General features: G+C 33.5%; 23 protein-coding genes and 1 riboswitch. Of the genes, 15 read left to right on the forward strand and 8 right to left on the reverse strand.

Annotation, left to right across the window (positions count from 1 at the left end; all coding sequences use genetic code 11):
* Positions 1–16: 16 nt before the first annotated feature.
* The 3 genes from IRZ83_RS09650 to IRZ83_RS09660 form a co-directional block, all read right to left on the reverse strand.
* Positions 17–3,445, reverse strand: coding sequence for a T9SS-dependent choice-of-anchor J family protein (locus IRZ83_RS09650; protein WP_194568373.1), 3,429 nt, complete (start codon positions 3,443–3,445; stop codon positions 17–19).
* Positions 3,446–3,739: 294 nt separating this feature from the next.
* The gene (locus IRZ83_RS09655) at positions 3,740–4,492 is read right to left on the reverse strand and encodes an SDR family NAD(P)-dependent oxidoreductase (RefSeq protein WP_194568375.1); all 753 of its coding nucleotides are present in this window, start codon (positions 4,490–4,492) and stop codon (positions 3,740–3,742) included.
* 145 nt (positions 4,493–4,637) lie between these two features.
* Positions 4,638–5,012 carry a hypothetical protein gene (locus tag IRZ83_RS09660; RefSeq protein ID WP_194568377.1) on the reverse strand — a complete coding sequence of 125 codons (375 nt, stop codon included), beginning with the start codon at positions 5,010–5,012 and terminating at the stop codon, positions 4,638–4,640.
* Positions 5,013–5,156: 144 nt separating this feature from the next.
* Here IRZ83_RS09660 and IRZ83_RS09665 point away from each other — a divergent pair, with 144 nt between their 5' ends.
* Together IRZ83_RS09665 and IRZ83_RS09670 are read left to right on the forward strand one after the other, a co-directional pair.
* Positions 5,157–5,729: a pseudouridine synthase gene (locus IRZ83_RS09665; RefSeq protein WP_029272332.1), complete on the forward strand. Its 573-nt coding sequence runs from the start codon at positions 5,157–5,159 to the stop codon at positions 5,727–5,729.
* 65 nt (positions 5,730–5,794) lie between these two features.
* Positions 5,795–6,256 carry a tRNA (cytidine(34)-2'-O)-methyltransferase gene (locus tag IRZ83_RS09670; RefSeq protein ID WP_194568379.1) on the forward strand — a complete coding sequence of 154 codons (462 nt, stop codon included), beginning with the start codon at positions 5,795–5,797 and terminating at the stop codon, positions 6,254–6,256.
* Positions 6,257–6,335: 79 nt separating this feature from the next.
* Here IRZ83_RS09670 and IRZ83_RS09675 read toward each other — a convergent pair whose 3' ends face one another.
* The 3 genes from IRZ83_RS09675 to IRZ83_RS09685 form a co-directional block, all read right to left on the reverse strand.
* Positions 6,336–7,115 (reverse strand): ABC transporter ATP-binding protein, encoded by a 780-nt coding sequence (locus tag IRZ83_RS09675; protein ID WP_194568381.1) that lies wholly within the window; start codon positions 7,113–7,115, stop codon positions 6,336–6,338.
* Positions 7,116–7,295: 180 nt separating this feature from the next.
* Entirely contained in the window at positions 7,296–8,324 is a 1,029-nt protein-coding gene (locus IRZ83_RS09680) for a FecCD family ABC transporter permease (protein WP_410505244.1), read from the reverse strand.
* Position 8,325: 1 nt separating this feature from the next.
* Positions 8,326–9,468 (reverse strand): ABC transporter substrate-binding protein, encoded by a 1,143-nt coding sequence (locus IRZ83_RS09685; RefSeq protein WP_194568383.1) that lies wholly within the window; start codon positions 9,466–9,468, stop codon positions 8,326–8,328.
* 95 nt (positions 9,469–9,563) lie between these two features.
* Here IRZ83_RS09685 and IRZ83_RS09690 point away from each other — a divergent pair, with 95 nt between their 5' ends.
* From IRZ83_RS09690 to IRZ83_RS09725, 8 genes are all read left to right on the forward strand, one after another.
* Positions 9,564–9,929, forward strand: a complete 366-nt coding sequence (locus IRZ83_RS09690; protein WP_194568385.1) for a DUF5522 domain-containing protein — start codon at positions 9,564–9,566, stop codon at positions 9,927–9,929.
* Between the two features lie 119 nt (positions 9,930–10,048).
* A complete protein-coding gene (gene cobU / locus IRZ83_RS09695; RefSeq protein WP_194568387.1) occupies positions 10,049–10,555 on the forward strand; it encodes a bifunctional adenosylcobinamide kinase/adenosylcobinamide-phosphate guanylyltransferase in 507 nt (168 codons plus the stop codon).
* A 138-nt stretch (positions 10,556–10,693) separates the two neighbouring features.
* Positions 10,694–12,370 (forward strand): nicotinate-nucleotide--dimethylbenzimidazole phosphoribosyltransferase, encoded by a 1,677-nt coding sequence (gene cobT / locus IRZ83_RS09700; protein ID WP_194568389.1) that lies wholly within the window; start codon positions 10,694–10,696, stop codon positions 12,368–12,370.
* Between the two features lie 43 nt (positions 12,371–12,413).
* A complete protein-coding gene (tnpA, locus tag IRZ83_RS09705) occupies positions 12,414–12,845 on the forward strand; it encodes an IS200/IS605 family transposase (protein WP_194568391.1) in 432 nt (143 codons plus the stop codon).
* Between the two features lie 190 nt (positions 12,846–13,035).
* Positions 13,036–13,833, forward strand: coding sequence for an adenosylcobinamide-GDP ribazoletransferase (locus IRZ83_RS09710; RefSeq protein ID WP_194568393.1), 798 nt, complete (start codon positions 13,036–13,038; stop codon positions 13,831–13,833).
* Entirely contained in the window at positions 13,818–14,354 is a 537-nt protein-coding gene (gene cobC / locus IRZ83_RS09715) for an alpha-ribazole phosphatase (RefSeq protein ID WP_194568395.1), read from the forward strand. Before IRZ83_RS09710 ends, cobC begins: the two co-directional genes overlap by 16 nt.
* Before the next feature lie 67 nt (positions 14,355–14,421).
* A riboswitch (cobalamin riboswitch) is annotated at positions 14,422–14,625 on the forward strand.
* Positions 14,626–14,651: 26 nt separating this feature from the next.
* Positions 14,652–16,505, forward strand: coding sequence for a TonB-dependent receptor plug domain-containing protein (locus IRZ83_RS09720; protein WP_194568397.1), 1,854 nt, complete (start codon positions 14,652–14,654; stop codon positions 16,503–16,505).
* Positions 16,506–16,509: 4 nt separating this feature from the next.
* Positions 16,510–17,556, forward strand: coding sequence for a YncE family protein (locus tag IRZ83_RS09725; RefSeq protein WP_194568399.1), 1,047 nt, complete (start codon positions 16,510–16,512; stop codon positions 17,554–17,556).
* 83 nt (positions 17,557–17,639) lie between these two features.
* Here IRZ83_RS09725 and IRZ83_RS09730 read toward each other — a convergent pair whose 3' ends face one another.
* Complete coding sequence (locus tag IRZ83_RS09730; protein WP_194568401.1) at positions 17,640–19,112, reverse strand: S41 family peptidase; 1,473 nt, start codon at positions 19,110–19,112, stop codon at positions 17,640–17,642.
* A 254-nt stretch (positions 19,113–19,366) separates the two neighbouring features.
* On the opposite strand from IRZ83_RS09730, the gene IRZ83_RS09735 reads away from it, so the two are divergent.
* The 5 genes from IRZ83_RS09735 (at position 19,367) to IRZ83_RS09755 (ending at position 22,296) form a co-directional block, all read left to right on the forward strand.
* Positions 19,367–19,876, forward strand: a complete 510-nt coding sequence (locus tag IRZ83_RS09735) for an RNA polymerase sigma factor (RefSeq protein WP_029272319.1) — start codon at positions 19,367–19,369, stop codon at positions 19,874–19,876.
* A complete protein-coding gene (locus IRZ83_RS09740; protein WP_029272318.1) occupies positions 19,863–20,330 on the forward strand; it encodes a hypothetical protein in 468 nt (155 codons plus the stop codon). Before IRZ83_RS09735 ends, IRZ83_RS09740 begins: the two co-directional genes overlap by 14 nt.
* Positions 20,331–20,346: 16 nt before the next feature.
* The gene (locus IRZ83_RS09745; RefSeq protein WP_029272317.1) at positions 20,347–20,874 is read left to right on the forward strand and encodes a DUF4252 domain-containing protein; all 528 of its coding nucleotides are present in this window, start codon (positions 20,347–20,349) and stop codon (positions 20,872–20,874) included.
* A gap of 1 nt (position 20,875) precedes the next feature.
* Positions 20,876–21,412 (forward strand): DUF4252 domain-containing protein, encoded by a 537-nt coding sequence (locus IRZ83_RS09750; RefSeq protein WP_194568403.1) that lies wholly within the window; start codon positions 20,876–20,878, stop codon positions 21,410–21,412.
* A gap of 209 nt (positions 21,413–21,621) precedes the next feature.
* Complete coding sequence (locus IRZ83_RS09755) at positions 21,622–22,296, forward strand: TIGR02117 family protein (RefSeq protein WP_194568405.1); 675 nt, start codon at positions 21,622–21,624, stop codon at positions 22,294–22,296.
* A 100-nt stretch (positions 22,297–22,396) separates the two neighbouring features.
* On the opposite strand, the gene carB is transcribed toward IRZ83_RS09755, so the two are convergent.
* A complete protein-coding gene (gene carB / locus IRZ83_RS09760) occupies positions 22,397–25,252 on the reverse strand; it encodes a carbamoyl-phosphate synthase large subunit (protein WP_029272314.1) in 2,856 nt (951 codons plus the stop codon).
* Positions 25,253–25,314: the final 62 nt, after the last annotated feature.

Here is a 25,314-nt window from a genome sequence, read left to right on the forward strand (position 1 = left end):
GTTTTAGTTTTATTTCTTATTTCTTGATAATCTTATTTTTAAAAACAATTTTATTGTTTTCTGTTAACGTATAGATATAGATTCCTGATTGCAAATGCGATACCGGAATTGTCGTGGTTTCTTGAGTTCCGTTTATTTCAATTGGTTTTCCAATTAAATGCCCTGAAATATCATACAGTCTTAATTTGAGATCTTTAGCATTATTGGTTTTTACAACAACATTCAAAACATCATTTGCTGGATTAGGATAGGATGCTACACCATATTTATTTGCACCAAAATCTATCGTCGACAAAACGTCTTGTTTTAATTCAAATCGAGCAATTACAGGCCCGTGATCAGAAGTTGTAGACGTATAACTTGTAATGTCTGCACGTGGATCATATACGGCAATTGAATTCGGAATATATTGATCTGTTAATTCATTAGAAATTATAATATGATCTAAAAATCCGCCAGAACTTAAAAAACTAAAAGCTCCTGCTTGGCTAATATCGAATGTTAAAGCATTGTAATTTGTTTTATCTTCTACAAATTTTTGGTAAGATGATGGGGTATTGGCATTTCCAACCCATGCTTTTACATCATCATTAAAATCTCCTAAAAGAACAAGATTTGAATTCGGATACTCAGCATCTAACGCTTGTTTCAGATATTCCACATCATATTTACGCTGATTGTATTTCATTATATCGGTTCCGCTATTGGCACGGGCGTGAAGATCAATAAGATTAAGTTCTTTTTTGACACCGCCAATATTTGTTTCTACCTGAACTAAATATGGCAGACGTCCTGATGAGAAAAAACTATCATCATTAACTTGAGGAGTACCTGTACCAGGATAATCAGGCAATACTACAGTTCCAGCACGAACTTGATCATATAAATCTTTAAACAATACTTTTGTGCTTTTAACAGTTGTAGTCTGCGTATTATAAAGAACGACTAATTTTTGTGGAGGAAAATCAGCTTCTGGGGCATTAAACGAATAAGACCAAGAAGTCGAAATTGATTTATCAAATGTTTTTCCGTTAATATTGATTTTCTGAATTAAAAGATCTAAAGATGGATCATCAGAAACTTCTTGAACGACATAAACATCTGCATTTAATTTATTCATCACTTTAGCAACATTTTCTATTTGCAGCGCATCATCAGTTGGACCAAACTCAACTCCATCTGAACCTTTAACATCAGAGCCAAAGAATTCTAAATTATAACTAACAATATCGTAGGTATCTGCTTTTGGCAGAGATGAACCATTTAAAGATCCGATTTGTTTGTTTAAGGCAGTTCCTGCTACCGTTAAAGCTCCAGGAATACTTAATGCTTTTACAGATGGAGTAAATCGCACATAAACCATTTTGCCTGCGGATGCATCAGCAGCGCTGACAAAAACTTCTGACTGAAATACAGTATTATCTAAAGAGATCTGATAACCTGCAGGAGCTTTAATTGTAATATCATTATAACCATTCGCTTTAAAAACAAAAGACTGACTCGCAGAATTTGTATTTACAGCAACATCGCCAAAATCTAAAACAGGATTTGACGCAACGAATCCTGACTCATTTGTTATCGCAACATCATCTAAACACCATTCTGCTGCCAAAGTATTTCCGCCAGCAGTGGTTTCATAAACCCATGCTACATACGTATTAGGTGTTTTAAATGCGCTTAAATCTATATATTGTGATTGCGCATAAGTTCCTGTTACGGTAGGAAATTTCCCGTCTATTTCTGTCCAAGCTGCAGTTTCAGGACTGCTTACTCCGTCATAATTTGTAGAAACTACTAATTTTAAACTTGGCCCGTCATAAAATTTACGTGAGTAAAAAGACAATAGTGCAAATTGAGTAAAAGTATCCAAATGTAATTTTGGAGAAATCAGCCAGTCTTTGCTAGCTCCAGTATCGGTAAATCCGTTTACTAAAACTGCTCCATTTCCAGAATTTATATTTCTTGCAACTGTTGTATAACTCCATTTATTTAAAGCACCGGCAACATTATATTGTGTCCAACCGCTGTTTGTTAAAACATCAGCATCATTAAAACCTTGTATGTAAGGATTTATTCCAATTCCAGACAAAGAGACTGTTTTGCTTAAAGCTCCCGTTGTTTCATTAGTTAATGTTCCTGAAAAAACGCCAGTTGTGTTAGGTTTAAAACGAACATACACCGTTGGTGTAGCATTTGCAGCAAAATCGGAGGCATCATAAACAATAGAAGATTGGAAAGTTATGTTGTCTTTTGAAACACTGAAATTGGCTGGTGCGGTAACAGTAACGGTATTCTGTATGTTTGTTCCACTGATTTGATAACTCAAACTTGATGAATCAATATTTTGATCAGATTTCCCAAAATTAAGCACTGAGGCTGTAGTTCGTAAAGAAGGCACTAAAACACTCGCTGTAGTGACATCTAGCTTGTTAACTGTAACTTGAAGATTCTCAGAAGCATCTTCAGATACAGAATAAACAATATAAGAAGTTCCCAAACTTAAACCTGAAATTACCTTTGAATATTCCTGATCTTTATTTGTTATAGTAAGAGAACCTGCTTGTAAAGGTGCGTTTCCGCTGGCATTTAAACCCGCTTTAACCTGTGCAGGCGTTGGTTCTGCAATGCCTGCCGCTACTAGTACATAATACGTTTTACCAATTTCATTTATTTTATTGAAAAAGTCAAAACCCTCAGATAATACTTCAACAGCTTTTGGATAACCTGATTCGTTTACCGGAGGTGTTATATCACTTCCAATTTTTATATTATCAATTGCAAACGAAGGTCTTGAACCTCCTCCTGAATTTTGTTTAGAAATCCATCTAATCTGTACTACAGGCTGATTATCACAATTTGATGGCAAGGTGATTTTTATAGTCTGCGGATTTTGTGGTGTTGTAATTCCGGACCCCGTTTGTGTAGTAGTATTATTTACATATGCAGTTTCTGGTATCGATGTAAAATCTGCCGTAGTGCCCACTCTATATTGCAAGATCATTTCATTAATACGAGTATTGTTTGTTCCGTCATAAGGATTACGAATTGTCATAACTTCGTATTGAACCTGAATGGCTGATTGGCCTGTTGTTATGAATGCAAAACCAATAGTTAAATCTAATCCACTAGTATTTAAAAAACCTATTTTTCCATTATAATTATGGAAATTACCACTAGTTGTAGCAGCCGTACTATTAGCAACTAATGCTCTATCAGCACCAAAAGTACCTGAAACAGCATACTGGCTTGCACCCGTAGGATTTGAAGTTGCAGCTGTCCATCCTTGAAATCCTATTGGATAAGCAATAGCAGAAGCGTCTAATCCGTCAAAATTCTGTGAATATGGTAGAGTCCGCGGTGACGGCATTGTCTGTGCACTAAGTGCCAAACAGCAAAAAAAACTTAGAAAAGCCATGAAGTGGCGTACAGTGTAATTCTTTTTCATATGTTTAAAATAGAGTTTTAGAGGCTAAAGTTATGGTCTTTAAAGTTAAGAGAATATTGTTAAAATATAAATTTATTGTTTCTCAATTTATAAACATCTTCTATCATACTTAATTTTATTTAGACATAATTTCAATTATTCTCAACAATAACAACATATCGCAGTGTTATATGTTTTTGTAAAAAACTTCTTAACATATAAAATTTAACAAGTTTAAACTTAAGAAATAAAAATAAAACACATAAAAAAAAACCGCCCAAAAGGACAGCTTTTTGCTATTTATTTTATGTAGAGTTAAACTGCAGTATAACCACCATCTGCAATTATATAACTTCCTGTAGTAAAAGAGGATTTTTCAGAACTTAAAAACAAAACAAGTTCTGCAATTTCTTCTGAAGTTCCTAAACGATTCATGGGCGCTTTTGCAGCAATAGCAATCATCATATCTTTGTTTAAATTGTCTTTCAGCAAAGCAGTTTCAATATAACCGGGTCCAACTGCATTACAACGAATATTTTTCTGACCGTATTCTGCCGCAATATTTTTTGTCAATCCCACAACTCCATGTTTAGAGGCTGTATAAGCAGGACTTAAAGGCGCTGCAACCTGACCGTGAATGGAAGCGATATTAACAATGCTTCCTCCACCGTTTTTCTCCATTTGTTCTAATTGGTAGCGGCAAGCATAAAAAACACCGCTTAAATTTAAAGCAATTACTTTATCCCAGGCTTCAGGTTCGTATTCTCCGGTTGGTTTTGCCGGCCCGCCCATTCCTGCATTGTTACACGCAATATCAAGTCGGCCATACTTTGAAACTGTAACCTCAACCATGTGTTTGTTGTCGCTTGCGCTTGACGAATCGCCTTTTACAAAAAAGGCTTCTCCTCCAGCATCTTTTATAAATTTAACGGTTTCTTCACCGTGTTCAACATTAATATCTGAAACAACTACTTTTGCTCCTTCGCGAGCGTAAGCTTCTGCAACTGCGCGTCCAATTCCTGAACCTCCGCCTGATACAAAAGCCACTTTGTTTTCTAAAAGTGACATATTCTTAAGATTTAAATTTGTACTCTAAATTTACAAACATAAAAACCTTTAGCCATAGCAAAATAAAAGTTTAAAATAAGTTTAATACTTTATCACAATCAAATGTTATTTGATATTAAAATTGCTAAAATCAAAAAAAAATTGCTTATTTATCTTCATCCAATTTCATATTCCCTCTGTCTTTATGACTTTCAGGATTTGAGTTTGGATATCTGTTTGGTGTTATATCTGAATTTCGGTCTTTGTTTTCGACTGTTTTCTCAGCTTCTTCTTCAGATGAAACTCCTCTATTGGCATTTGCATTTTTTGGATTCACATCGCCTTTCACTTTCTTAATATCTTCGTTTTCATTTCTGGCTCTTTCTACAACTTCTTTGTTGCCGCTTTTATCTGTAACGACTTCTTTTTTCAAATTTGCGTCATCCGCTTTGCCATCGTGAGAAACATTTTTTCCTTTCGATTCATCGATGTCTTTTTGTACTCCATTTATCTTTTTTGATCCTAAATTATTAGATTCCATGATATTATTTTTAAGGGTTAGTATCATAATATTACGAAATCTTAGCCTGAAAAGTAAGTTCTTTAACATAGCTTTTGGTTTATTAAAGGATTATTATTTTGCAGCATATCAAACAAAACTATCTTTGCAGTCTAAAAAATCAATATGCACCATCACTTTATTCTTTTTAAACCTTACGGCTATCTAAGCCAATTTATATATGAATTAAAAAGAAAGAAGAAACTTTTGGGCGAATTATATAATTTCCCTGAAGGCACAATGGCTATTGGTCGTCTAGACGAAGATTCTGAAGGTTTGCTTTTGCTGACAACAGACGGAAAAGTTAGCGAACAGATAAGAAGCAAAAAAGTGGATAAGGAATATTATGTTCAGGTAGATGGCATAATTACTCCAGAAGCTATAGAACAACTTCAAAAAGGCGTTGAAATTGGTTTTGATGGAGGAAAATACAAAACAAAACCCTGCTCTGCTTTTATAGTTACCGAAATTCCAGATTTTGGACCAAGAGCTAAAAAAATCAGAGACGAACGCCACGGACCAACTTCTTGGGCTTCAATTACAGTAAATGAAGGAAAGTTTCGCCAAGTTCGAAAAATGACCGCTGCAGTCGGTTTTCCTACTCTCAGACTTGTGCGTGTACGAATAGGAAATGTATATTTGCAAAACCTAAAAGCTGGAGAAGTTATAGAAGTTCCAGATTTTAAATTAGAGAACTAATTAGATAATGTGGCAATTAGAAAATTAAATAATTTTTGAAAACTCAAAATTCATAACTCAAAAAAATGCTAAACGTTGTTCTTGTAGAACCTGAAATACCAAATAATACTGGAAATATTGGAAGATTATGTGTAGGCACAGAAAGCAGACTGCATTTAATTCATCCATTCGGATTTGTGATTAATGACAAAAACCTAAAACGTTCGGGTCTGGATTATTGGGTTCATCTCGAAGTGACCGAATATCAAAATATAGATGAGTGGGTCAAACAAATTCCAGATCAATCACGCGTATTTTTGATGAGTTCTCATGCCGAAAAATCATATTTAGAAACCGAGTTTCAAGATGGAGACTGGCTGGTTTTTGGCAAAGAAAGCGTTGGCTTGAGCAAAGAAGTTTTGGCTCGTTTTGAGAATCATTTAACTATTCCAATGTCAAAATTAATCCGAAGTTTTAATATTGCTAATTCTGTAGCATTTGTTGTTGGCGAGGCTAAAAGACAAATTGGATTGAAAAGACAATCTTGATTTTGCTTTTAGGTATAAAGCATAAAGCTGATAATAAATAAAAACGTAAAAGATTTAGAAAACCTTGCAGGAAAGCGAATCAAGTCACAATAAACTTCCCTTTTTCTGCATCAAAAACAATATGCTCATCTTTGAATAACGCAGCAAAACTTCCATTCGAAATTAAATTGCAAGGCTGATCCTGAACTACAGTTTCGGGCGTCATAATAATCATTTCGTCACTCAATTGAATCGCCAAATCGATATCGTGCGTTGAAAACAAAATACATTTTTGAGTTTCTTGAGTTAGTTTTTTAAGCAATTTAAAAAGCGAAACTTTATGCAATAAATCAAGGTGAGTTGTGGGTTCATCTAAAATAATCAACGGAGTATCTTGTGCCAAAGCTCTTGCAATCAATACTTTTTGCAATTGTCCGTCACTGATTTCAAAATGCTTTTTTTGAGCCAAATGTTCGATTTGAGTCAATTGCATTGCTTCCTGCACTTTCTCAATATCAGTATCTGTTAAAGTTCCGACCCAATTCGTATAGGGCTGACGACCTAATGCAACCAATTCGAAAACCGAAAGATTACTTGGCGGCAATTTTTCAGTCAAAACCAAACTTAAATTCTGAGCTAAGTCTAAAGGTTTATAATCGGAAATATTTTTATCATTCAAAAAAACATTTCCCGCAAGAGGATGCTGAATTCCTGTAATAGTACGCAACAATGTCGACTTCCCAATTCCGTTTGCGCCAATTAATGAAATAAGTTTTCCTGAGTTTAAATTCAGATTCAGATTTTCAGCAATAGTCACAATCCCTTTTTTAGATTTATATCCAATGTTTAAATTTGATGTATTTAAGATACTTGTTTTCATTGCGATTATTTTTTAAACACATAGAAACATAGATTTCTCTGTACTAAAAAGTTGTTTTAAAAATTTACTTGTAAATTAACACATAGCCCTGGCTTAAAACTTAGGCAGTAATTTATAATGTTCATTAACAAATGTTCTTTGACCTTCTTTAAAAATATTGAGACAATTAATTCTAACTTTTTACTTAAAATTTCTTTTTTTAACCAATAACCAAATGACAACTGGCGCACCAATTATAGACGTAATCGCATTTATAGGCAGCGTAACATCAAAGCCTGGCATTTGCGAAACGACATCACAAAACAACATAATGATAGCACCAAAAAACAATGTGCTCCAAAACAAAACCGTATGATTACTGGTTTGAAAAGTAAGTTTTGCGATATGTGGAACCGCTAAACCAACAAAAGCAATTGGACCAGCAAAAGCGGTTATACTCCCTGCTAAAATACTCGTTGCAAATATGATGATCAATCTTGCTTTTTTAAAATTCAATCCCATGCTTTTAGCATAATTTTCGCCTAATAGCAATGCATTTAAAGGTTTGATACTGGCTGCGCTTAAAACCAATCCTATGCCCACACATACTGCTAAAATTATAAGAGTTGACCAAGAGAGATTCCCTAAACTTCCCATTGACCAAAAAGTAAATTTCTGCAATTGTTCTGCTGTACTGAAATACGTTAAAATACTGACAATTGCCGTTGTAAAACTACCAAACATTAAACCGACTATTAAAATAGCCATTGTATCTCGCAATCTTTGCGAAACAACTAAAACCAACAATAAAACCATCGTGCTTCCTAATGTGGATGCAAGTACAATTCCGTATGACGACAATGCGATTACACTTAAAAATGAAGGTAAAAATCCAGCTCCTAAAATTACAAAAGCAACACCTAAACTTGCACCAGAGCTCAATCCTAAAACATACGGTCCGGCAAGCGGATTTCTAAATAATGTCTGCATGAGCAAACCACTGATCGAAAGTCCGGTTCCCACTAAAACTGCTGTTATTGCTTTGGGTAAACGATAATTAATAATGATGTATTCCCAAGTCGATTTAGTGGCGTGGCCTCCAGTTAAACTCGTATAAACATCTTTAAACGGAATTGTCACAGAACCCAAGCTAATGCTTATAAAAAACATCAGCAAAAGACTCAAAGCCAAAACGATAAACAAAATGGTATTTCGTTTTTTATTTGCCAATTTAATTTAATTTAGATGCAAAAGTAAACTCATAGCTTTCGAGTAAATCCGGATGAAAAATTTTGATATAATCTTTCAAAACCAAATCTGGACGGCTTGGAGACAATTCATAATAAACTGTTCCGCCAGTTGCTCCAAATTTACTTTCTAAGGTATAGATCGTTTTATTTTTAAAAGCATCAAATTCACTATAGTGCGGATTTGCTTTCTGCAATTCGTCTAAAGATTTAAACGAACCTGAAGCGATCCAAACGTTTGCCGTTTTGGCTTTGTCTAATACTTTTTCAAAAGACAAACCTTGGCTTCCTGTACCTTTTAAATCTGCCCACAAATAATTTGCCTGAGCATCTTTCATAAACTGCGCTACCCAGCTATTCCCTTTCGCTACATACCAAACGTCTTCATACATAGAACCATATAAAACCGTTGAAGTTGCTGGTTTTTCGGCAACTAATTTTTTTGCCTGATTGTAACTTGTCACAATTTTATCAAACAATTCTTTTGCTTTATCTTCTTTCCCAAATAATGCTCCGTAAAGTTTAAGCCATTCTGCTTTCCCAAGAGGAGATTGTTCCATCCAATCGGCTTGAATTAAAACATTTAGTCCGCTTTTTTTCAAATTATCCAACATAGGGTTGTTGTTGTCAACTCCAAAAGTAACAATCAGTTCTGGTGATAATTCTATTAACTGTTCAATATTTAATTTTTCATTTTGACCTACATTTTTAACCAAACCTTTGTCTATCAGAGCTCTCGTTTTTTCAGAAGAAATATAATCCGTATGCGGAAAACCCACCAATTTATCTTCAACTTCAAGCATTTCTAAAAACGGAATAGTAGTAGTCGATGTTACCACAACAGATTCTAAAGGCACTTTTATTGTTGTATACGAATTTAAACTATCCGGAACTTTAGCGTCTTTTTCTTTTAAAATATATTTGAAGTTCTTATTAGCATTTGGCCAAGGATTTGAAACCGTTACTACAGAATATCCTTCATATTTTACAATCGAAAGTCCTGAAGCAAATTCGATACTGTTTTTTGCAATTTCAGACTTTGCAACAGTTTCATTTTCAGATTTTTTACAACCTACAACAATAAAAAAAGTAAGAAGAAAAGTTAATTTAGGTAAATAAAGTTTCATATTTAACGTTTTGGATAGGGACAAAGGTAAAGCATTTTCTAATTTTTTTGTTTACTTTTATTCTTACAAAATTCAACAAATAGTATCTTTACACTATGAATACCACAAAAACAAAAATTTGCTCTAGCTGTGAATCTACTTTCAGCTGTGGAGATATTTCGGTTGAAAAAAAATGCTGGTGCAATGATTACCCGCCTATTTTTAATCTTTCAGATGGAGCAGATTGTCTTTGTCCGGTATGTTTTAAAGAAGCTTGCGAAGACAAAATAGAGGCATACGTTGAAACCATCACCCCTAAAACTGCTCTTAAAAATAAAGCGATATCTTTACCCAAAAATGATAAACTGCTAGAAGGGATTGACTATTACATAGAAAATGGTAATTATGTTTTGAAAGCTTGGTTTCACTTAAAAAGAGGAAGCTGTTGCGGAAATGACTGCCGTCATTGTCCTTATAAATAGTTACGAGTTGAAATACAGAATTTTCAACTTCTCTATTTCACTTGCATCTTTAGAACAACGAAACCAACTTATAACCCATAACTCACAACTCATAATTCACAACTCATAACTCAAAAAAAATGTTTTACTTAATTACCGGCGGAGAACGATCAGGAAAAAGCAGTTATGCTCAAAATTTAGCTTTACAGCTTTCAGATTCTCCTATTTATTTGGCAACAGCCAGAAAATGGGATCAAGATTTTCAGAATAGAATAGATCGCCATCAATCAGAACGTGATGAACGCTGGACTAACATTGAAAAAGAAAAATATTTAAGCGAAATAGATTTTTCAGGCAAAGTAGTTTTGATTGACTGTGTAACACTTTGGCTCACTAATTTTTTTATTGATACTAAAAACGATGTGAATTTAAGCTTAGAAGAAGCTAAAAAGGAATTTCTCTTGATTGCAAATCAAGAAAATGCAACATTTATTATTGTGACCAATGAAATCGGAATGGGAGTTCATGCTGAAACTCATATCGGCAGAAAATTTGTCGAACTGCAAGGCTGGATGAATCAATTTTTGGCTTCAAATGCTGACGAAGTGGTTTTAATGGTTTCTGGAATTCCGGTCAAGATAAAATAAATTCCAATTTTTTAAATCCCAAATTCCAAAGCTATACTTTATCTTTACTTAAATTTTTAAACTTTCAAATTCTTTATTGAAATTAATTTTACAATTGTTAATGGTTGGAATTTGAAATTTAAAATAATAGGAATTTAAATGAATTTAGAGGATATATTAAAATCGCGCCGCGACACTAGACATTTTACTGCCGATGAAGTTCCTGACGAAGTAATCGAAAAAGCTTTGCTGGCAGGACATTGGGCACCATCTGTTGGACTTACAGATGCGACGAGATATTATATCATTAAATCTAAAGAAGTTAAAACCGCAGTTAAAAATCTATTTATTGATTATAACAAAAAAGCCGAGGAACTTACCGATAATCCAGAACAGAAAGAGCATTATAAATCTTTGAAATTAGAAGCGATTGAAGAAGCACCTATCGGACTTATTATTGCATACGATCGATCGGTTCTTAATCAATTTACCATTGGAACTGTGGGAAGCAACGAAGCAGTAAAATTTAGTTCAGTTTGCGCTGCGCAAAATATTTGGCTTTCGCTGACAGAGCAAGGTTACGGAATGGGCTGGGTTTCGATTTTGAATTATCATCAATTTAAAAAAATCCTCGATTTACCTGAAAACATGGAACCTTTGGGTTATTTCTGTATAGGAAAACCCGCAATAAATTACGACAATCAGCCTATGCTCCAACAACTGCATTGGAAACAAAAATCTGAAGCTCCTGTTTGCACAGAAATTCAAAATATAACCGAATCTACTGTTTCTGAATTTGTACAAAACCAATCAAGAAAACAGGAAAGTCGGTCTGAATTTAATGCCCTTTTACAAGAAAAAATAGATTCTAAAACAAAACCTATTGGCGCCTTAGGAACTTTAGAAACTTTGGCTTTTCAAATGGCAACTGTTTTTGAAACTTTAAATCCAAAAATAACAAATCCTAATATTATAGTTTTCGCAGCAGATCACGGAATTGCAAATCACGGTGTAAGTGCATATCCGCAAGATGTTACGCGACAAATGGTTGGGAATTTCCTCGAAGGCGGCGCGGCAATAAATGTTTTTTGCAATCAAAATAACATTACTTTATCTATTGTCGATTCGGGTGTGAATTATGATTTTCCAACAAATACAAAATTGATTCATGCTAAAATTGCCAAAGGAACACAATCGTTTTTGCATGCACCCGCAATGACTGAAACCGAATTGCAATTGTGTTTTGAAAAAGGAAAATCGATTGTTTCATCTATTGCTGAAAAAGGCTCAAATTGTATTGGTTTTGGAGAAATGGGAATCGGAAACACTTCAACAGCCTCTGTATTGATGAGTTTGCTGACAGGTTTTCCTATAGAAGAATGTATCGGAAAAGGAACAGGAGTTGCAGATGAAAAATTAATTCAAAAGCAAAATCTTCTGAAAAAAGCAATTGAAAATTATTCCGGTCAAGCCGAATTAAAACAACTGCTCGCCTATTTTGGCGGTTTCGAAATCATACAAATGGCCAGCGGTATGCTGACAGCTTTCGATCATAAAATGATTATTTTAGTTGATGGTTTTATTTGTTCTGTGGCTTTTTTAATTGCGTCAAAAATTAATCCCCATATCATAAAAAATGCTGTTTTTTGCCATTGTTCTGCTGAAAAGGCACATCAAAAATTATTAGATTATTTAAATGCAAAACCAATTTTGAATCTCGATTTGCGTTTGGGCGAAGGAACGGGCTGCGCAATTGCTTTTCCGATTTTAAAATCGGCAGAACTCTTTTTGAATGAAATGGCGAGTTTTGAAAGCGCTGGGGTTAGTAATAAATAATTAAAGTGTTTTTTCTTCGTTAAGTAAGAAAAAGACCATAAATATGCCGTTCGTAAAAATATACATTCATTTTGTTTGGAGTACAAAGAACAGATTTCCTTTTTTAGACACTTTTGAATTACGTCAAAAAGTTTGGAATCATATAAAAGAAAATGCAAAACAAAAAGAAATTTATATTGATTTTATAAATGGATATTCTGATCATTGCCATTGTTTAATCTCTCTAAGTGTAGATCAAAATATAAAAACAATTATAAAATTAATTAAAGGCGAATCTTCATTTTGGATTAATAAAAATAAAATGACAAAAGAAAAATTTGGATGGCAAGATGAATATTTTGCGGTTTCAGTTTCAGAATCGCTGGTAGATAAAGTTAGAGATTATATTAAAAACCAAGAAATTCATCATAAGAAAAAAGCTTTTCAGGAAGAGTATGATGAGATTATTAAAAAATTTGGGTTTCAAAAAAATTAATAGAATTTGGCTAAAGCCAATTCTAATCATAATTTTAAACCCCAGATAAATCTGGGGGCTATTCAAAAAAACGTTATTATTATATTCCACAATTATACGCTCTTGAAATTTGAATAGGCAACATCTTTAGATGTTGGAAAATAAATTTACAATAAAATGGCTTTAGCCAAATAATACAATCAAAGTTATAATGAAAAAAGAACTACATATTTTCTTCACTTGCCTAATGTTTTACACTCGAATTCCATGTCCAAAAAACATCGATCACAATCCTGATTATTTAAATAAAGCGACACGTTATTTCCCTTTAATTGGCTGGATTGTGGGGAGTATTTCTTTTTTGGCTTTTTACATTTTTGCTCAATTTTTATCTGTTGAAATTGCTGTTATTTTAGCTATAATTGCTTCTATCCTAACAACAGGTGCTTTTCATGAAGATGGTTTTGCCGATGTCTGTGATGGTTTTGGCGGAGGCTGGACCAAAGAAAAAATATTAATAATTATGAAAGACAGCGCAATTGGTGCGTACGGAGCAATTGGATTAGTTTTGCTGTTTTTATTAAAATTCAAATTGCTTTCAGAATCGATTTCTATTTTTCAAATCGAAAGCTATAGCGGACTTGTTAAGATATTTCTTTTATTTATTTCAGCCCATGCTTTGAGCCGTCTGGCAGCCATTTCTATTGTTTTTACACATGAATATTCTCGTGATGATGCGACTAGCAAAAGCAAACCAATTGCTAAAAAGCATAGTTGGAAAGAAGTTTTGGGTGCTTTTTTCTTTGGATTATTGCCTGTCTTAGCTCTTTCTTATTTTCAATACAAATTCTTGTTTCTCTTAATTCCGGTTTTTGTAACCCGTTATTTTTTGGCACGTTATTTCCAGAAATGGATTGATGGCTATACCGGAGACTGTTTAGGCGCAACCCAACAAGTCTGCGAAGTTGTTTATTATTTAAGCTTTCTTTTTATATGGAAATTTATTTAGTTCGCCACACCGAAACGATTTGCGAAAAGGGAATTTGCTACGGACAATCAGATGTAAATCTGGCCGAACCATTTGAATCAGTTTTTCAAAATATTATTTCGCAATTACCTTCAGAAGCTATTCTTTTTTCAAGTCCCTTAAAACGATGTACAATTTTAGCGCAACATATTCAAAACAAAATAAAAATCATTTCTTATCAGGAAGATAAACGCTTAATGGAAATGAATTTTGGAGATTGGGAAATGAAAAACTGGAACGATATTCCGCCCGAGCAACTAAATCCATGGATGGAAGATTTTGTCAATATTCAAGTTTCTAATGGAGAATCATTCGTAGACTTACATCAAAGAACTGGAGATTTTCTATCCAAACAAATTTCAAAAGAAGAAACAAAGCCAATTATTATTGTTGCGCATGCCGGCGTTGTCAGAAGTATCTTATGCCATCAAAGTTTATTGCCATTAAAAGACGCTTTTAAAAATAAAGTAGATTTTGGTCAGGTCATAAAAATAGAGATCTAACAGCTATTTTGTTTAGAATTTGATTGAAAAAATAAAACAAATTTGAAAATTTGGTAATTTTAACTTTATCTTTGTAGCCAATTAAGGTTGTGTTTTATTTTAAAATACATTAAAAGGGAATCAAGTAAAATCTTGAGCTGTACCCGCAACTGTAAGCTTAGTTCTGAAAAGAATGTTTGTTGTTAGCTACAAACCACTGTCCGCTCCGGCGAATGGGAAGGTAAACAACAAAACGCGAGCCAGGAGACCTGCCTTTATAACAAATATCGAACTCTCGGGAAAAAGAGTGTAGAAATTATGACTTTAAAAAAACGTTTTGCTTTTTGTTTGCTGTTATTGTGCCAGATTATATCGGCGCAGAAGGACTCTATTACCAGTCTTAAAGAAGTTGTCGTTTCTGATAAAAATCTAAAAAAATACTCCAATTCACAATCGGTTTTAAAACTCAATGATTCGATAATCAATAAAAACGAGGCTTTATTAACTGATTTGCTAAACTTCAATTCTACTATTTATTTTAAAGAATACGGTCGAGGCATGCTTTCTACGGTTGCTTTTAGGGGAACAACTTCTTCACAGACTGCCGTAATCTGGAACGGAATCAACATTAATTCTCAAATGAACGGAAGTACTGATTTTAATACTATTTCAAGTACTGACTATAATTCTGTAAGTGTAAAAGCCGGAGGAGGAGGCATAATTTATGGAAGCGGTGCAATTGGAGGAACTGTTCATTTAAATAACGATTTGGCGTTTTATAATCGTTTCGAGAATAATTTAAAACTGGATTACGGAAGTTTCAACACAATCGGAATTAATTACAAGACCAATATTTCGAATGAAAAATGGAGCGCACAAATTGGTTTTTCAAAAAACAGTTCGACCAACGATTATAAATACTTAAACCGATATACTTGGAAGGGCGAACAGCGCTGGAACCAAAACGGTCAATACGATGTTATTACGATGAGTGCGAATGTGGGTTATAAATTTGATGCAAAAAACAGTGTGAAATTATACAGTCAAACATCAAACACAGACCGAAATACGTCTTTAATTACGGAAACAGAAACCAAAAGCAAATACATCAACGGTTTTAATAGAAACCTATTAGAATATGATGGAAATTTCGGCAAACTTACTGCTAATTTCAAGACCGCTTATATCTTCGAAAATTACCAATATTACGCGGATAATTCGACCAATCAATATACTTACGGAAAAACTGAAAGTCTTATTACAAAAGCAGATTTAGGATATACGCTTTTTAAATCGACTCAAATAAACGGAATTGTAGATTACAACAAAACAAAAGGCTATGGAAGCGGTTTTGGAAATAATACCAGAGAAATCAGTTCTGCTGCCTTACTAGTAAAACAAGATTTTTCTGCCGATTGGAAAAATGAATTTGGTGTTAGAAAAGAATTCACAGACAATTATAAATCACCAGTTTTATTTTCTTTGGGATCTTCTTATCAATTCGGGAAATTATACAAGTTAAAATTGAATTTGTCTCGAAATTTCAGAATTCCAACCTTCAATGATTTGTATTGGGAAGAAGGCGGTAATCCGGATTTAAAACCTGAAAGTTCATATCAGGCAGAAATTGGAAACGTTTTTACTTTTAGCAATATCTCTCTTACTCAGACTTTTTACTACATCAAAATTAATGATTTATTAAGATGGGTTCCTGGAAGTAACGGAATCTGGACTCCTCAAAATACAGATAAGGTCAATACTTACGGAACTGAAACTTTATTAAGCTGGAAAAAACAATACGGCAAAAATTATTTTGCAGCTAATGCAACCTACGCCTACACGGTTTCTAAAGATATTGAAACAGGAAAACAGCTTTTCTTTGTTCCGTTTCATAAAGCGACCGCTGCCATTTCGTATTCTAGAAATAAAATTTCGGCTTATTATCAATTTTTATATAATGGTTTTGTTTACACACAATCAGATAACGACCCAAACAAAATTGTAAACGCTTATACGGTCTCAAACATCGGAATCGATTATGATTTTAAATTTTTAAGCTCTTTCAAATTAGGCTTTCAGGTTTTAAATCTTTGGAACGAAAATTATGAAAGCTTGGAAAACAGACCAATGCCTGGAAGAAATTTTAATATGTACTTAAACCTTAAATTTTAATATAATGAAGTTAACTAGATTATTTTTATTAGCACTAAGCGTATCGCTTTTTGTTTCTTGTTCTAACGACGATGATAATGATCCTAAAGGAGTTTATGATAATGGATTTTTCATTTTAAACGAAGGGAATTCTGATGGCGGGTCAGTTTCTTTTGCAAGTGATGATCTAGCAAATTTCACAGCAGATATTTATAAAACTGCAAACGCTGGTGATTTTGCTGGTGTATATCTTCAAAACATCTTTTTTGATGGAGATAAAGCATATATCATTGCTGGAGGATCAAATGTAATCAACGTTGTAGACAGATATACTTTTAAATTAATTGCAAAAGTAGAAACTGGATTAGCAAACCCAAGATACGGAGTTGTAAAAGACGGAAAAGCATATGTAACAAATGCAAATACCTATTATTATATCAACCCAGCAACTGGAAATACTGATGATTATATTGCAGTTATTGACTTGGCGACAAATACAGTAGAATCTAAAATTGCATTGAATGCGACTGGTGACAGAATCCTTTTGGAAAATGGCAAATTATATATTACGGAGCAATATAACAACGATAAATTATTAATAGTAAATCCGGCAACAAAAGCACTAGAGACACCACTAACTCTTGGTTATGGAGCTAACACTATGGAAGTGAAAGATGGTCTTTTATATATTTTAAGATCGACTTATGGAGAGAGAAGTGAAATTGTAAAAGTGAAACTTTCTGATAAATCGACTACTAAAATTACTTTTCCAGAAGCTTTAGACGGCGCTGGATATTTAGATATTTATAATGACAAGGCATATTACACTGTTGATAAATCAGTTTATGCAATCAGCACTACTGCAACTGCTGCCTCAACAACACCTATTTTAACTGCTGCCCTTTCTGCGGATGGATCTATTTATGGTTTTGCAGTAAACAAAGATAAAATTTTTATTGCTGACGGAGGTGATTTTGGCTCAAACAGCAAAGCGTATATCTATAACTTAAGCGGAACATTACAAAAAGAATTAACTGTTGGCGTGGGTCCAAACGGTTTTTATTTCAATTAATATTATTACCCATTTTTAAATTAGTTTTTGGAATTTAAAAAAAGGCTTTCATTTCTGAAAGCCTTTTTTATTTTTTATCGTTATTATTTTAATGCCTTTAAAAGTCCTTCCGGCGCTTTTTCAAGATACATTTGATTTCTTATTCCGTTGATCGCTTTAGCATTTGTAAAAGTTGTCAAAGCTTCTTTTCTGTCTTGTTGTATTTTTTTGGCTGTTGCTCCTGTAATTTTTGAAATCGCAAGATTCAATAGCGGTTCTGAAGCATCACCTAAAACACCCATATTTGTAATATACTCCAATTGCTCATAAGTTGGCTTTAATCCATCAGTATATTCACCAAAATCTGATGCATTAACAATTTTTAAAACTAATGGCTGCATCGCATATTTATGATTCGGATTTCTATTTGTTTTTCCAAAAGACGGAGAATCATATAAAGTAACTGAACCTACATTTTTTCCAACTGTCGTCTCTCCTATTTGAACTACGCTAATATAAGGAGCAAGTCCGTTGATAACCAATTCACTTGCAGATGCAGTTCCGTCTGTAGTAAGAATATATATTTTAGTTAAATTTAAACTATTGATTGCAGCGCCATCAATTTTGTCTACAAATTTAACTTTTAATGATTCTGGATCTTCACTTTCATAATATTCATTTACTTTTGGATTCCATTTTTCTTTTGCAAAAATCTTATCTGTAAATTGACCTGTAATCATACTGGCCAATCGCGCTGATGTTTGTATAGAACCTCCGCCATTATATCTTAAATCCAAAACAAAATCAGTAATTCCTTCTGCTTTTAATGCTCCAAAAGCGCTGTTCAGCTGTGCATCATAATTTGGATAAAATCCGTTATACATTAAATAACCAATTTTATGACCTCCAGAAACTATCAATTTATTAATTAGAATTGGATTTTCATCTAAAGTTGTTTTCACTAAAGCAACTGTTTTGCCATTTGTGGCAACAGTACTTCCGTTATAAGTAGCCATATTTAAGGTATAACTATCGGCATTTAAAAGTGATTGATAGTTAGAAACTGTAAGCTGTGTACCGTTTACTCCTGTAAATAAATCTCCGCGCTTGATATCTTTTGTTGATGCATCAGAATTCGGAATAATATAACGTACAAAACCAACCAGATCTGTTGTACTTCCTGGCTTATAACTCAATCTAAAGTCAACTCCGTCGTTTTTGCTTGTACCTTGAAGTTCTTGTTCTAAAACCGTATAATCGTCAACAATCCAGCTAAAACGATCAACAGCTTGTCCTTTAGGAAATTTACTGATCGGTTTATTTAATAAATCCTGAAATAAATCTTCTGGTTTAGAATATCCTCTTAAAAAAGAATTAAGTGCATCTTGTGTTGCAAAACGGTTATCAGCTAAATTAGCAACATCCGGCTGCCATAAATAAAACTGATTTAATCCTTTCCAGATAAAATCATTTACCTGCAAATCTGATGGAGATTCAACATCATCCTGATCTTCACATGACTGCAAAGAAAAAGCCAGCAGGAAAATTAGTAATAAACTCTTTAATATTGTTTTCATATATGTAGGTTTCAGTATAAGTATTAACGTAAAAATAACACCTTTAGTTTTAACTGCTGTAAGTTTATAGAAATTTTTCTAAAAAAACTTTTAAATTGCTTGTAACAAAAATAATAGTGCCTCGTCTTGATTATATAAGCTCACTTATACATTTTGATTTAAAAATAAAAAGAACCGTAAAATGTTCTTAAAAACATTGATCATAATAATTAGGAAAAACTTATAACCAACCAAAAACCAACAAATAACCAATTATGAATCAAGTTGTGTTTATAGAATTGATTAATCCTTTTAAAGACAAAGTTTTTCGTCTTGCAAAACGATTACTCACAAGTACTGAGGAAGCAGAAGATGCCACTCAGGAAGTAATGGTAAAATTATGGAACAAAAAAGACAATTTAGACGCTTATAATAATATTGAAGCAGTAGCAATGACAATGACCAAAAATTATTGTCTGGATCAGTTAAAATCGAAAAGAGCCGGAAATCTAAAAATAGTTCATAATAATTATACCGACCGCGAACCGCAATTAGATAAAAAATTAGAAGATGCTGATAGTCTTGATTGGGTAGAAAAAATTATAAGTCAGTTGCCCGAACAGCTTCAAATATTAATTCAGCTTCGAGATGTTGAGCAATATGAATTTGATGAAATTGCGAAAATTGTCAACATGAATGAAACTGCTATTCGGGTAGCACTTTCGAGAGCGAGAAAAAAAATAAGAGAATCAATGGTTAATACACACAGTTATGGAATTAGATAAAATAGAAAATATATTAGAAAAATACTTTCAGGGAGAAACTACTATTGCAGAAGAAAACCAATTAAAAGAATACTTTTCTTCATCAAATGTTGCGCAGCATTTAGAGCAATACAAACCAATGTTTGGTTATTTCTCTCAAGTAAAACAACAAAAATCGATGCAGGAAATCCCACTCCCGAAGTCTCGGGACAAGAAACGAAATGTGGCGTGGTTATCGATTGCAGCTTCAATAGTTGTTTTACTCGGAATTGGAACTTATTTCTTTGCTAGCGAAAAACCTGCAGCTCAGCCTGTAGCGCAATCAGAATTAGGAACCTATGACAATCCTGAAGAAGCCCTTGCAGCAACGCAAAAAGCTTTGGCTCTATTGTCAAACAATGTGAATGTAGGTATTGAAAGTGTACAATACATTCAAGAATATGAACAATCAAAAAACAAAATTTTTAAACAGTAATTAAATTCAATCAAAAATGAAAAATTTCATCATAACATTAGTTTTCGCCTTTTTCACACATTCATTTTATGCACAAGGTGCGTTTGACAAATTTGATGGTCAAGATGACGTAACATCAGTAATTGTAAACAAAAAAATGTTCGATTTAATGAGCAAAGTAAAAGTTGATGCTTCGGATAAAGAAACACAGCAATACATCAATCTTATTAAAAAATTAGATTACTTAAAAGTATTTACAACTAAGAATGCCAAAATCGAAGCTGACATGAAAGCTTCTGCTGAAAAATACATTAAAACAGCAGGTTTAGAAGAATTAATGCGAGTAAACGACGGTGGCAAAAATGTAAAAATATTAGTAAAATCAGGCGCTACAGATACACAAATAAAAGAATTACTGATGTTTGTTGAAGGTGCAAAAAACGACGAAACCGTTTTGCTTTCTCTAACTGGTAATTTTGATTTAAATGAAATTTCAGTACTTACAGACAAAATGCAGCTTCCTGGCGGTACTGACCTAAAAAAAGCCTCAAAAGGCAAAAGATAACATGAAAGCAAACGTTTTTACCTCAGCCATTATAGTACTACTAACTTTAGTTAGTTGTAATTCTGAACCTTCATTGCAAAAGTATTTTGTAGAAAATACCGAAAAAAAGGATTTTATTGCACTTGATGTTTCGTCTGATATTTTAAATTTAGATAAAGCAAAACTGTCAGCAGAGCAAAATGAAGCATTGAAATCATTTGACAAAATGAACATTCTGGCTTTTAAAGCAAACGATAAAAATCAGGCTCAATTTGAAACAGAACGCGCAAAAGTCAAAGCAATATTAAAAGATCCAAAGTATCAGGAATTAATGAAAGTTGGTTCTGGAAAAGACGGCGCCTCGATAAGTTATGTTGGCACTGATGAAAACATCGAAGAGTTTGTAGTTTTTGCCAACAGAAAAGAAAACGGTTTTGCAGTTGTTCGCGTTTTAGGAAAAAACATGAATCCCAATAACATTATGACGTTAATGACTGTTTTAAAGCAATCTAAAATAGACATGGAACAATTAAAGCCATTGCAGCAATTGGTTAAATAATACATCTTTGCTTACTTTAAAAAGAAAAAGCCCCAATATTTGGGGCTTTTTTCTTATAATTATTTGAAAGATTTTACTGAATAACAGATATTCATATTTATTTTGATCTGAACCGAATTTAATTATATTTGTAAAGAATCAAATAAACTTTTTTATTGAAATTTAAAATTTGATACGCTATTAACCCGAAAAACTTAAAATTACAATCATTGAAAAAAGCATTAAAAATTGCGCTTAAAATAGTTCTAATCTTCATTGGATTTATTTTAATTTACCTAGTTGCAGCATTCTCCCTTTCTAAAATCACAATCGATCAAGAACCCAATACCAAACCTGAAATTGAACTATACATTCTAACAAATGGCGTTCACACCGATATTGTAATGCCAACCAAAAACGACCAAATTGACTGGAGCCAGAAAGTAAAATTCGAAAACACAAAAACAGCCGATTCTACTTATAAATATATTGCAATGGGTTGGGGCGATAAAGGTTTTTATTTAGAAACACCTGAATGGTCTGACTTAAAAGCTTCGGTTGCTTTTAAAGCTGCGTCTGGTTTAAGCACAACAGCGATTCATGCAACTTACTACAAAAGTTTAAGAGAAGGCGAAGACTGCAAAAAAATGATGATCAGCAAGGACCAGTACAATCGTCTGATACAATACATAAATGACAGTTTTCAAAAAGATGCTTCAGGTAATTTTTTAAACATAAAAACAGATGCCGTCTACGGAAAAACAGATGCTTTTTATGAAGCTAATGGAAGTTACAGTTTATTTCATACTTGTAATAGCTGGGCCAACAGTGGCCTAAAAGCAAGCGGACAAAAATGCTGTTTTTGGACAGCTACTGATTCAGGAATTTTTTCTAAATACAAATAAATTAATACATTAAAATTATAATAAACAAGAATAACTTCCAAATTGATTAAACTAAAAAAGCTCCAATTAATTGGAGCTTTTTTTATATTAGAATTTGAGATTATTTACTCAAATACATTTTTCTTCTAGAGTACAATTCGTAAAATTGATCGTCTTTTAAATCATCAATAAACAAGATGCTTTCTCCTGTCGATTTCATTTCTGGTCCTAATGCTTTGTTTACATTATGGAATTTACTGAAAGAGAAAACCGGCTGCTTAATCGCATAACCTTTCAATTGCGGGTTAAAATCAAAATCCGTTACTTTATTGTGACCTAACATTACTTTCGTTGCATAATTTACATAAGGCTCTCCGTAAGCTTTTGCAATAAACGGAACCGTTCTAGAAGCTCTAGGATTTGCTTCGATAATATAAACTGTATCATCTTTTATCGCAAACTGAATGTTGATTAAACCAACTGTTTTCAGCGCTCTTGCAATTTTATAAGTATGATCTTTTATCTGCTGCATTACAAATTCTCCTAAGTTAAAAGGAGGCAAAGTAGCGTTGCTATCTCCAGAGTGAACTCCGCAAGGTTCGATATGCTCCATAATCCCGATGATGTAAACATTACCATCAGCATCACAAATGGCATCTGCTTCTGCTTCGATTGCTCCGGCTAAATAATGATCTAAAAGCAATTTATTTCCTGGAATCGTTTTCAATAAATTGATAACGTGTTCTTCTAATTCTTTTTTGTTGATTACAATTTTCATTCCCTGACCTCCTAATACATAAGAAGGACGAATCAATAATGGAAAATCTAAAGTATCTGCAAGTGCAGAAGCTTCATCAGCCGTTTCAGCAATTCCAAATTGTGGGAAAGGAATATGAAGTTCTCTCAATAAATCAGAGAAACGACCTCTGTCTTCTGCCAAGTCAAGTGCATCAAAACTAGTTCCGATGATTTTTACTCCGTATTTAGATAATTTTTCAGCTAATTTTAAAGCTGTTTGTCCACCTAACTGAACAATAACACCTTCTGGTTTTTCATGCTGAATGATGTCGTAAATATGCTCCCAGAAAACCGGCTCGAAGTATAATTTATCAGCTGTATCAAAATCTGTCGAAACCGTTTCAGGGTTACAGTTGATCATGATCGTTTCGTAACCACATTCTTTTGCTGCCAAAACTCCGTGTACACAAGAATAATCGAATTCAATTCCTTGTCCAATTCTGTTTGGTCCAGAACCTAGAACAATAATTTTCTTTTTATCTGTTACAATGCTTTCGTTATCTACATAACGTTCGCCGTTTGCTTTTTCGATTTCAGCTTCAAAAGTGGAGTAGTAATAAGGCGTTTTTGCTTTAAACTCCGCAGCACAAGTGTCAACCAATTTAAACACACGATTTATGTTTTGATCCATACGTAAAGTGTGTACTTCACTTTCTAAACAATTCATCATGTGAGCAATTTGTCTGTCTGCAAAACCTTTTTGTTTCGCTTCAAGCAAAAGTTCTTTTGGAAGATTAGATATTTTATAGTTCGAAATTTCTTTCTCTAAAGTATAAAGTTCTTCGTATTGTTTTAAGAACCACATATCAATTTTTGTAATTTCATGAATACGGCTCAACGGAATTCCCATTGCAATTGCATCATAAATTACAAAAACACGATCCCAGCTTGCAAAAGTTAGTTTCTCGATAATTTGTTCGTAGTTTTTATATCCTTTTCCGTCAGCTCCTAAACCGTTTCTTTTAATTTCTAAAGATTGAGTTGCTTTGTGTAAAGCTTCTTGGAACGAACGCCCAATTCCCATTACTTCACCAACAGATTTCATTTGAAGTCCTAAAGTTCTGTCAGCACCTTCAAATTTATCGAAGTTCCAACGTGGTATTTTCACGATTACATAATCCAAAGTCGGTTCAAAAAGAGCCGAAGTCGATTTTGTAATTTGGTTTTGCAATTCATCAAGATTATATCCTAAAGCCAGCTTAGAAGCAATTTTAGCAATTGGATAACCCGTTGCTTTTGATGCTAAAGCAGATGAACGAGATACACGAGGATTAATCTCGATCGCTACGATATCTTCTTTTTCGTCTGGCGAAACTGCGAATTGTACGTTACATCCTCCCGCAAAATTTCCGATACTGCGCATCATCAAGATGGCGTAGTCACGTAATTTTTGGAAAGTTGAATCAGATAATGTCATTGCAGGTGCAACAGTGATCGAATCTCCGGTATGAATTCCCATTGGATCCATATTTTCGATCGAACAGATGATCACAACATTATCATTTTTATCTCTTAAAAGTTCTAACTCGTACTCTTTCCATCCCATTAAAGCTTTATCAATTAAAACTTCGTGAATTGGAGAAGCTTCAAGTCCGCGGGTTAAAAGCTCATCAAAATCTTCTTTTTTGTAAACAATTGCGGCTCCAGTTCCTCCAAGTGTAAATGAAGGACGAATTACAAGAGGGAAACCAAATTCTTGAGCAATTTCTTTTCCTTCTAAGTAAGAAGTAGCTGTTTTTGCCGGTGCAGTTGGCACATTTATTCTTTCTAAAAGCTGTTTAAACTGCTCTCTGTCTTCGGTAATATTAATTGCGTTTACATCAACTCCAATTAATTTTACTCCAAAATCTTGCCATATTCCTTTTTCTTCAGCTTCTAAGCACAAGTTCAAAGCTGTCTGTCCTCCCATTGTAGGCAAAACAGCATCAATTTGTGGATGCGCTTTTAGAATTTCAATAATCGATTTTGTAGTTAATGGTTTCAAATATACATGATCGGCCATAGTTGGGTCGGTCATAATAGTTGCTGGATTTGAGTTTATCAAAATAACTTCAATTCCTTCTTCACGAATCGAGCGTGCAGATTGAGATCCTGCATAATCGAATTCGCAAGCTTGACCAATAACAATAGGTCCTGAACCTATTATTAAAACTGATTTTATTGATGTGTCTTTAGGCATTTTATTTGTATTGTGTAGTTATATAAGTGCTTTAAAAAACATTCTAGTGTATTCTAAACTAG

Source organism: Flavobacterium sp. JLP (assembly GCF_015350755.1).
Taxonomy (GTDB): Bacteria; Bacteroidota; Bacteroidia; order Flavobacteriales; family Flavobacteriaceae; genus Flavobacterium.

Coding starts and splice junctions, on each gene's coding strand:
- IRZ83_RS09650 (WP_194568373.1), bottom strand. CDS start 3,445: ATGAAAAAGAATTACACTGTACGCCACTTCATGGCTTTTCTAAGTTTT.
- IRZ83_RS09655 (WP_194568375.1), bottom strand. CDS start 4,492: ATGTCACTTTTAGAAAACAAAGTGGCTTTTGTATCAGGCGGAGGTTCA.
- IRZ83_RS09660 (WP_194568377.1), bottom strand. CDS start 5,012: ATGGAATCTAATAATTTAGGATCAAAAAAGATAAATGGAGTACAAAAA.
- IRZ83_RS09665 (WP_029272332.1), top strand. CDS start 5,157: ATGCACCATCACTTTATTCTTTTTAAACCTTACGGCTATCTAAGCCAA.
- IRZ83_RS09670 (WP_194568379.1), top strand. CDS start 5,795: ATGCTAAACGTTGTTCTTGTAGAACCTGAAATACCAAATAATACTGGA.
- IRZ83_RS09675 (WP_194568381.1), bottom strand. CDS start 7,115: ATGAAAACAAGTATCTTAAATACATCAAATTTAAACATTGGATATAAA.
- IRZ83_RS09685 (WP_194568383.1), bottom strand. CDS start 9,468: ATGAAACTTTATTTACCTAAATTAACTTTTCTTCTTACTTTTTTTATT.
- IRZ83_RS09690 (WP_194568385.1), top strand. CDS start 9,564: ATGAATACCACAAAAACAAAAATTTGCTCTAGCTGTGAATCTACTTTC.
- cobU (WP_194568387.1), top strand. CDS start 10,049: ATGTTTTACTTAATTACCGGCGGAGAACGATCAGGAAAAAGCAGTTAT.
- cobT (WP_194568389.1), top strand. CDS start 10,694: ATGAATTTAGAGGATATATTAAAATCGCGCCGCGACACTAGACATTTT.
- tnpA (WP_194568391.1), top strand. CDS start 12,414: ATGCCGTTCGTAAAAATATACATTCATTTTGTTTGGAGTACAAAGAAC.
- IRZ83_RS09710 (WP_194568393.1), top strand. CDS start 13,036: ATGAAAAAAGAACTACATATTTTCTTCACTTGCCTAATGTTTTACACT.
- cobC (WP_194568395.1), top strand. CDS start 13,818: ATGGAAATTTATTTAGTTCGCCACACCGAAACGATTTGCGAAAAGGGA.
- IRZ83_RS09720 (WP_194568397.1), top strand. CDS start 14,652: ATGACTTTAAAAAAACGTTTTGCTTTTTGTTTGCTGTTATTGTGCCAG.
- IRZ83_RS09725 (WP_194568399.1), top strand. CDS start 16,510: ATGAAGTTAACTAGATTATTTTTATTAGCACTAAGCGTATCGCTTTTT.
- IRZ83_RS09730 (WP_194568401.1), bottom strand. CDS start 19,112: ATGAAAACAATATTAAAGAGTTTATTACTAATTTTCCTGCTGGCTTTT.
- IRZ83_RS09735 (WP_029272319.1), top strand. CDS start 19,367: ATGAATCAAGTTGTGTTTATAGAATTGATTAATCCTTTTAAAGACAAA.
- IRZ83_RS09740 (WP_029272318.1), top strand. CDS start 19,863: ATGGAATTAGATAAAATAGAAAATATATTAGAAAAATACTTTCAGGGA.
- IRZ83_RS09745 (WP_029272317.1), top strand. CDS start 20,347: ATGAAAAATTTCATCATAACATTAGTTTTCGCCTTTTTCACACATTCA.
- IRZ83_RS09750 (WP_194568403.1), top strand. CDS start 20,876: ATGAAAGCAAACGTTTTTACCTCAGCCATTATAGTACTACTAACTTTA.
- carB (WP_029272314.1), bottom strand. CDS start 25,252: ATGCCTAAAGACACATCAATAAAATCAGTTTTAATAATAGGTTCAGGA.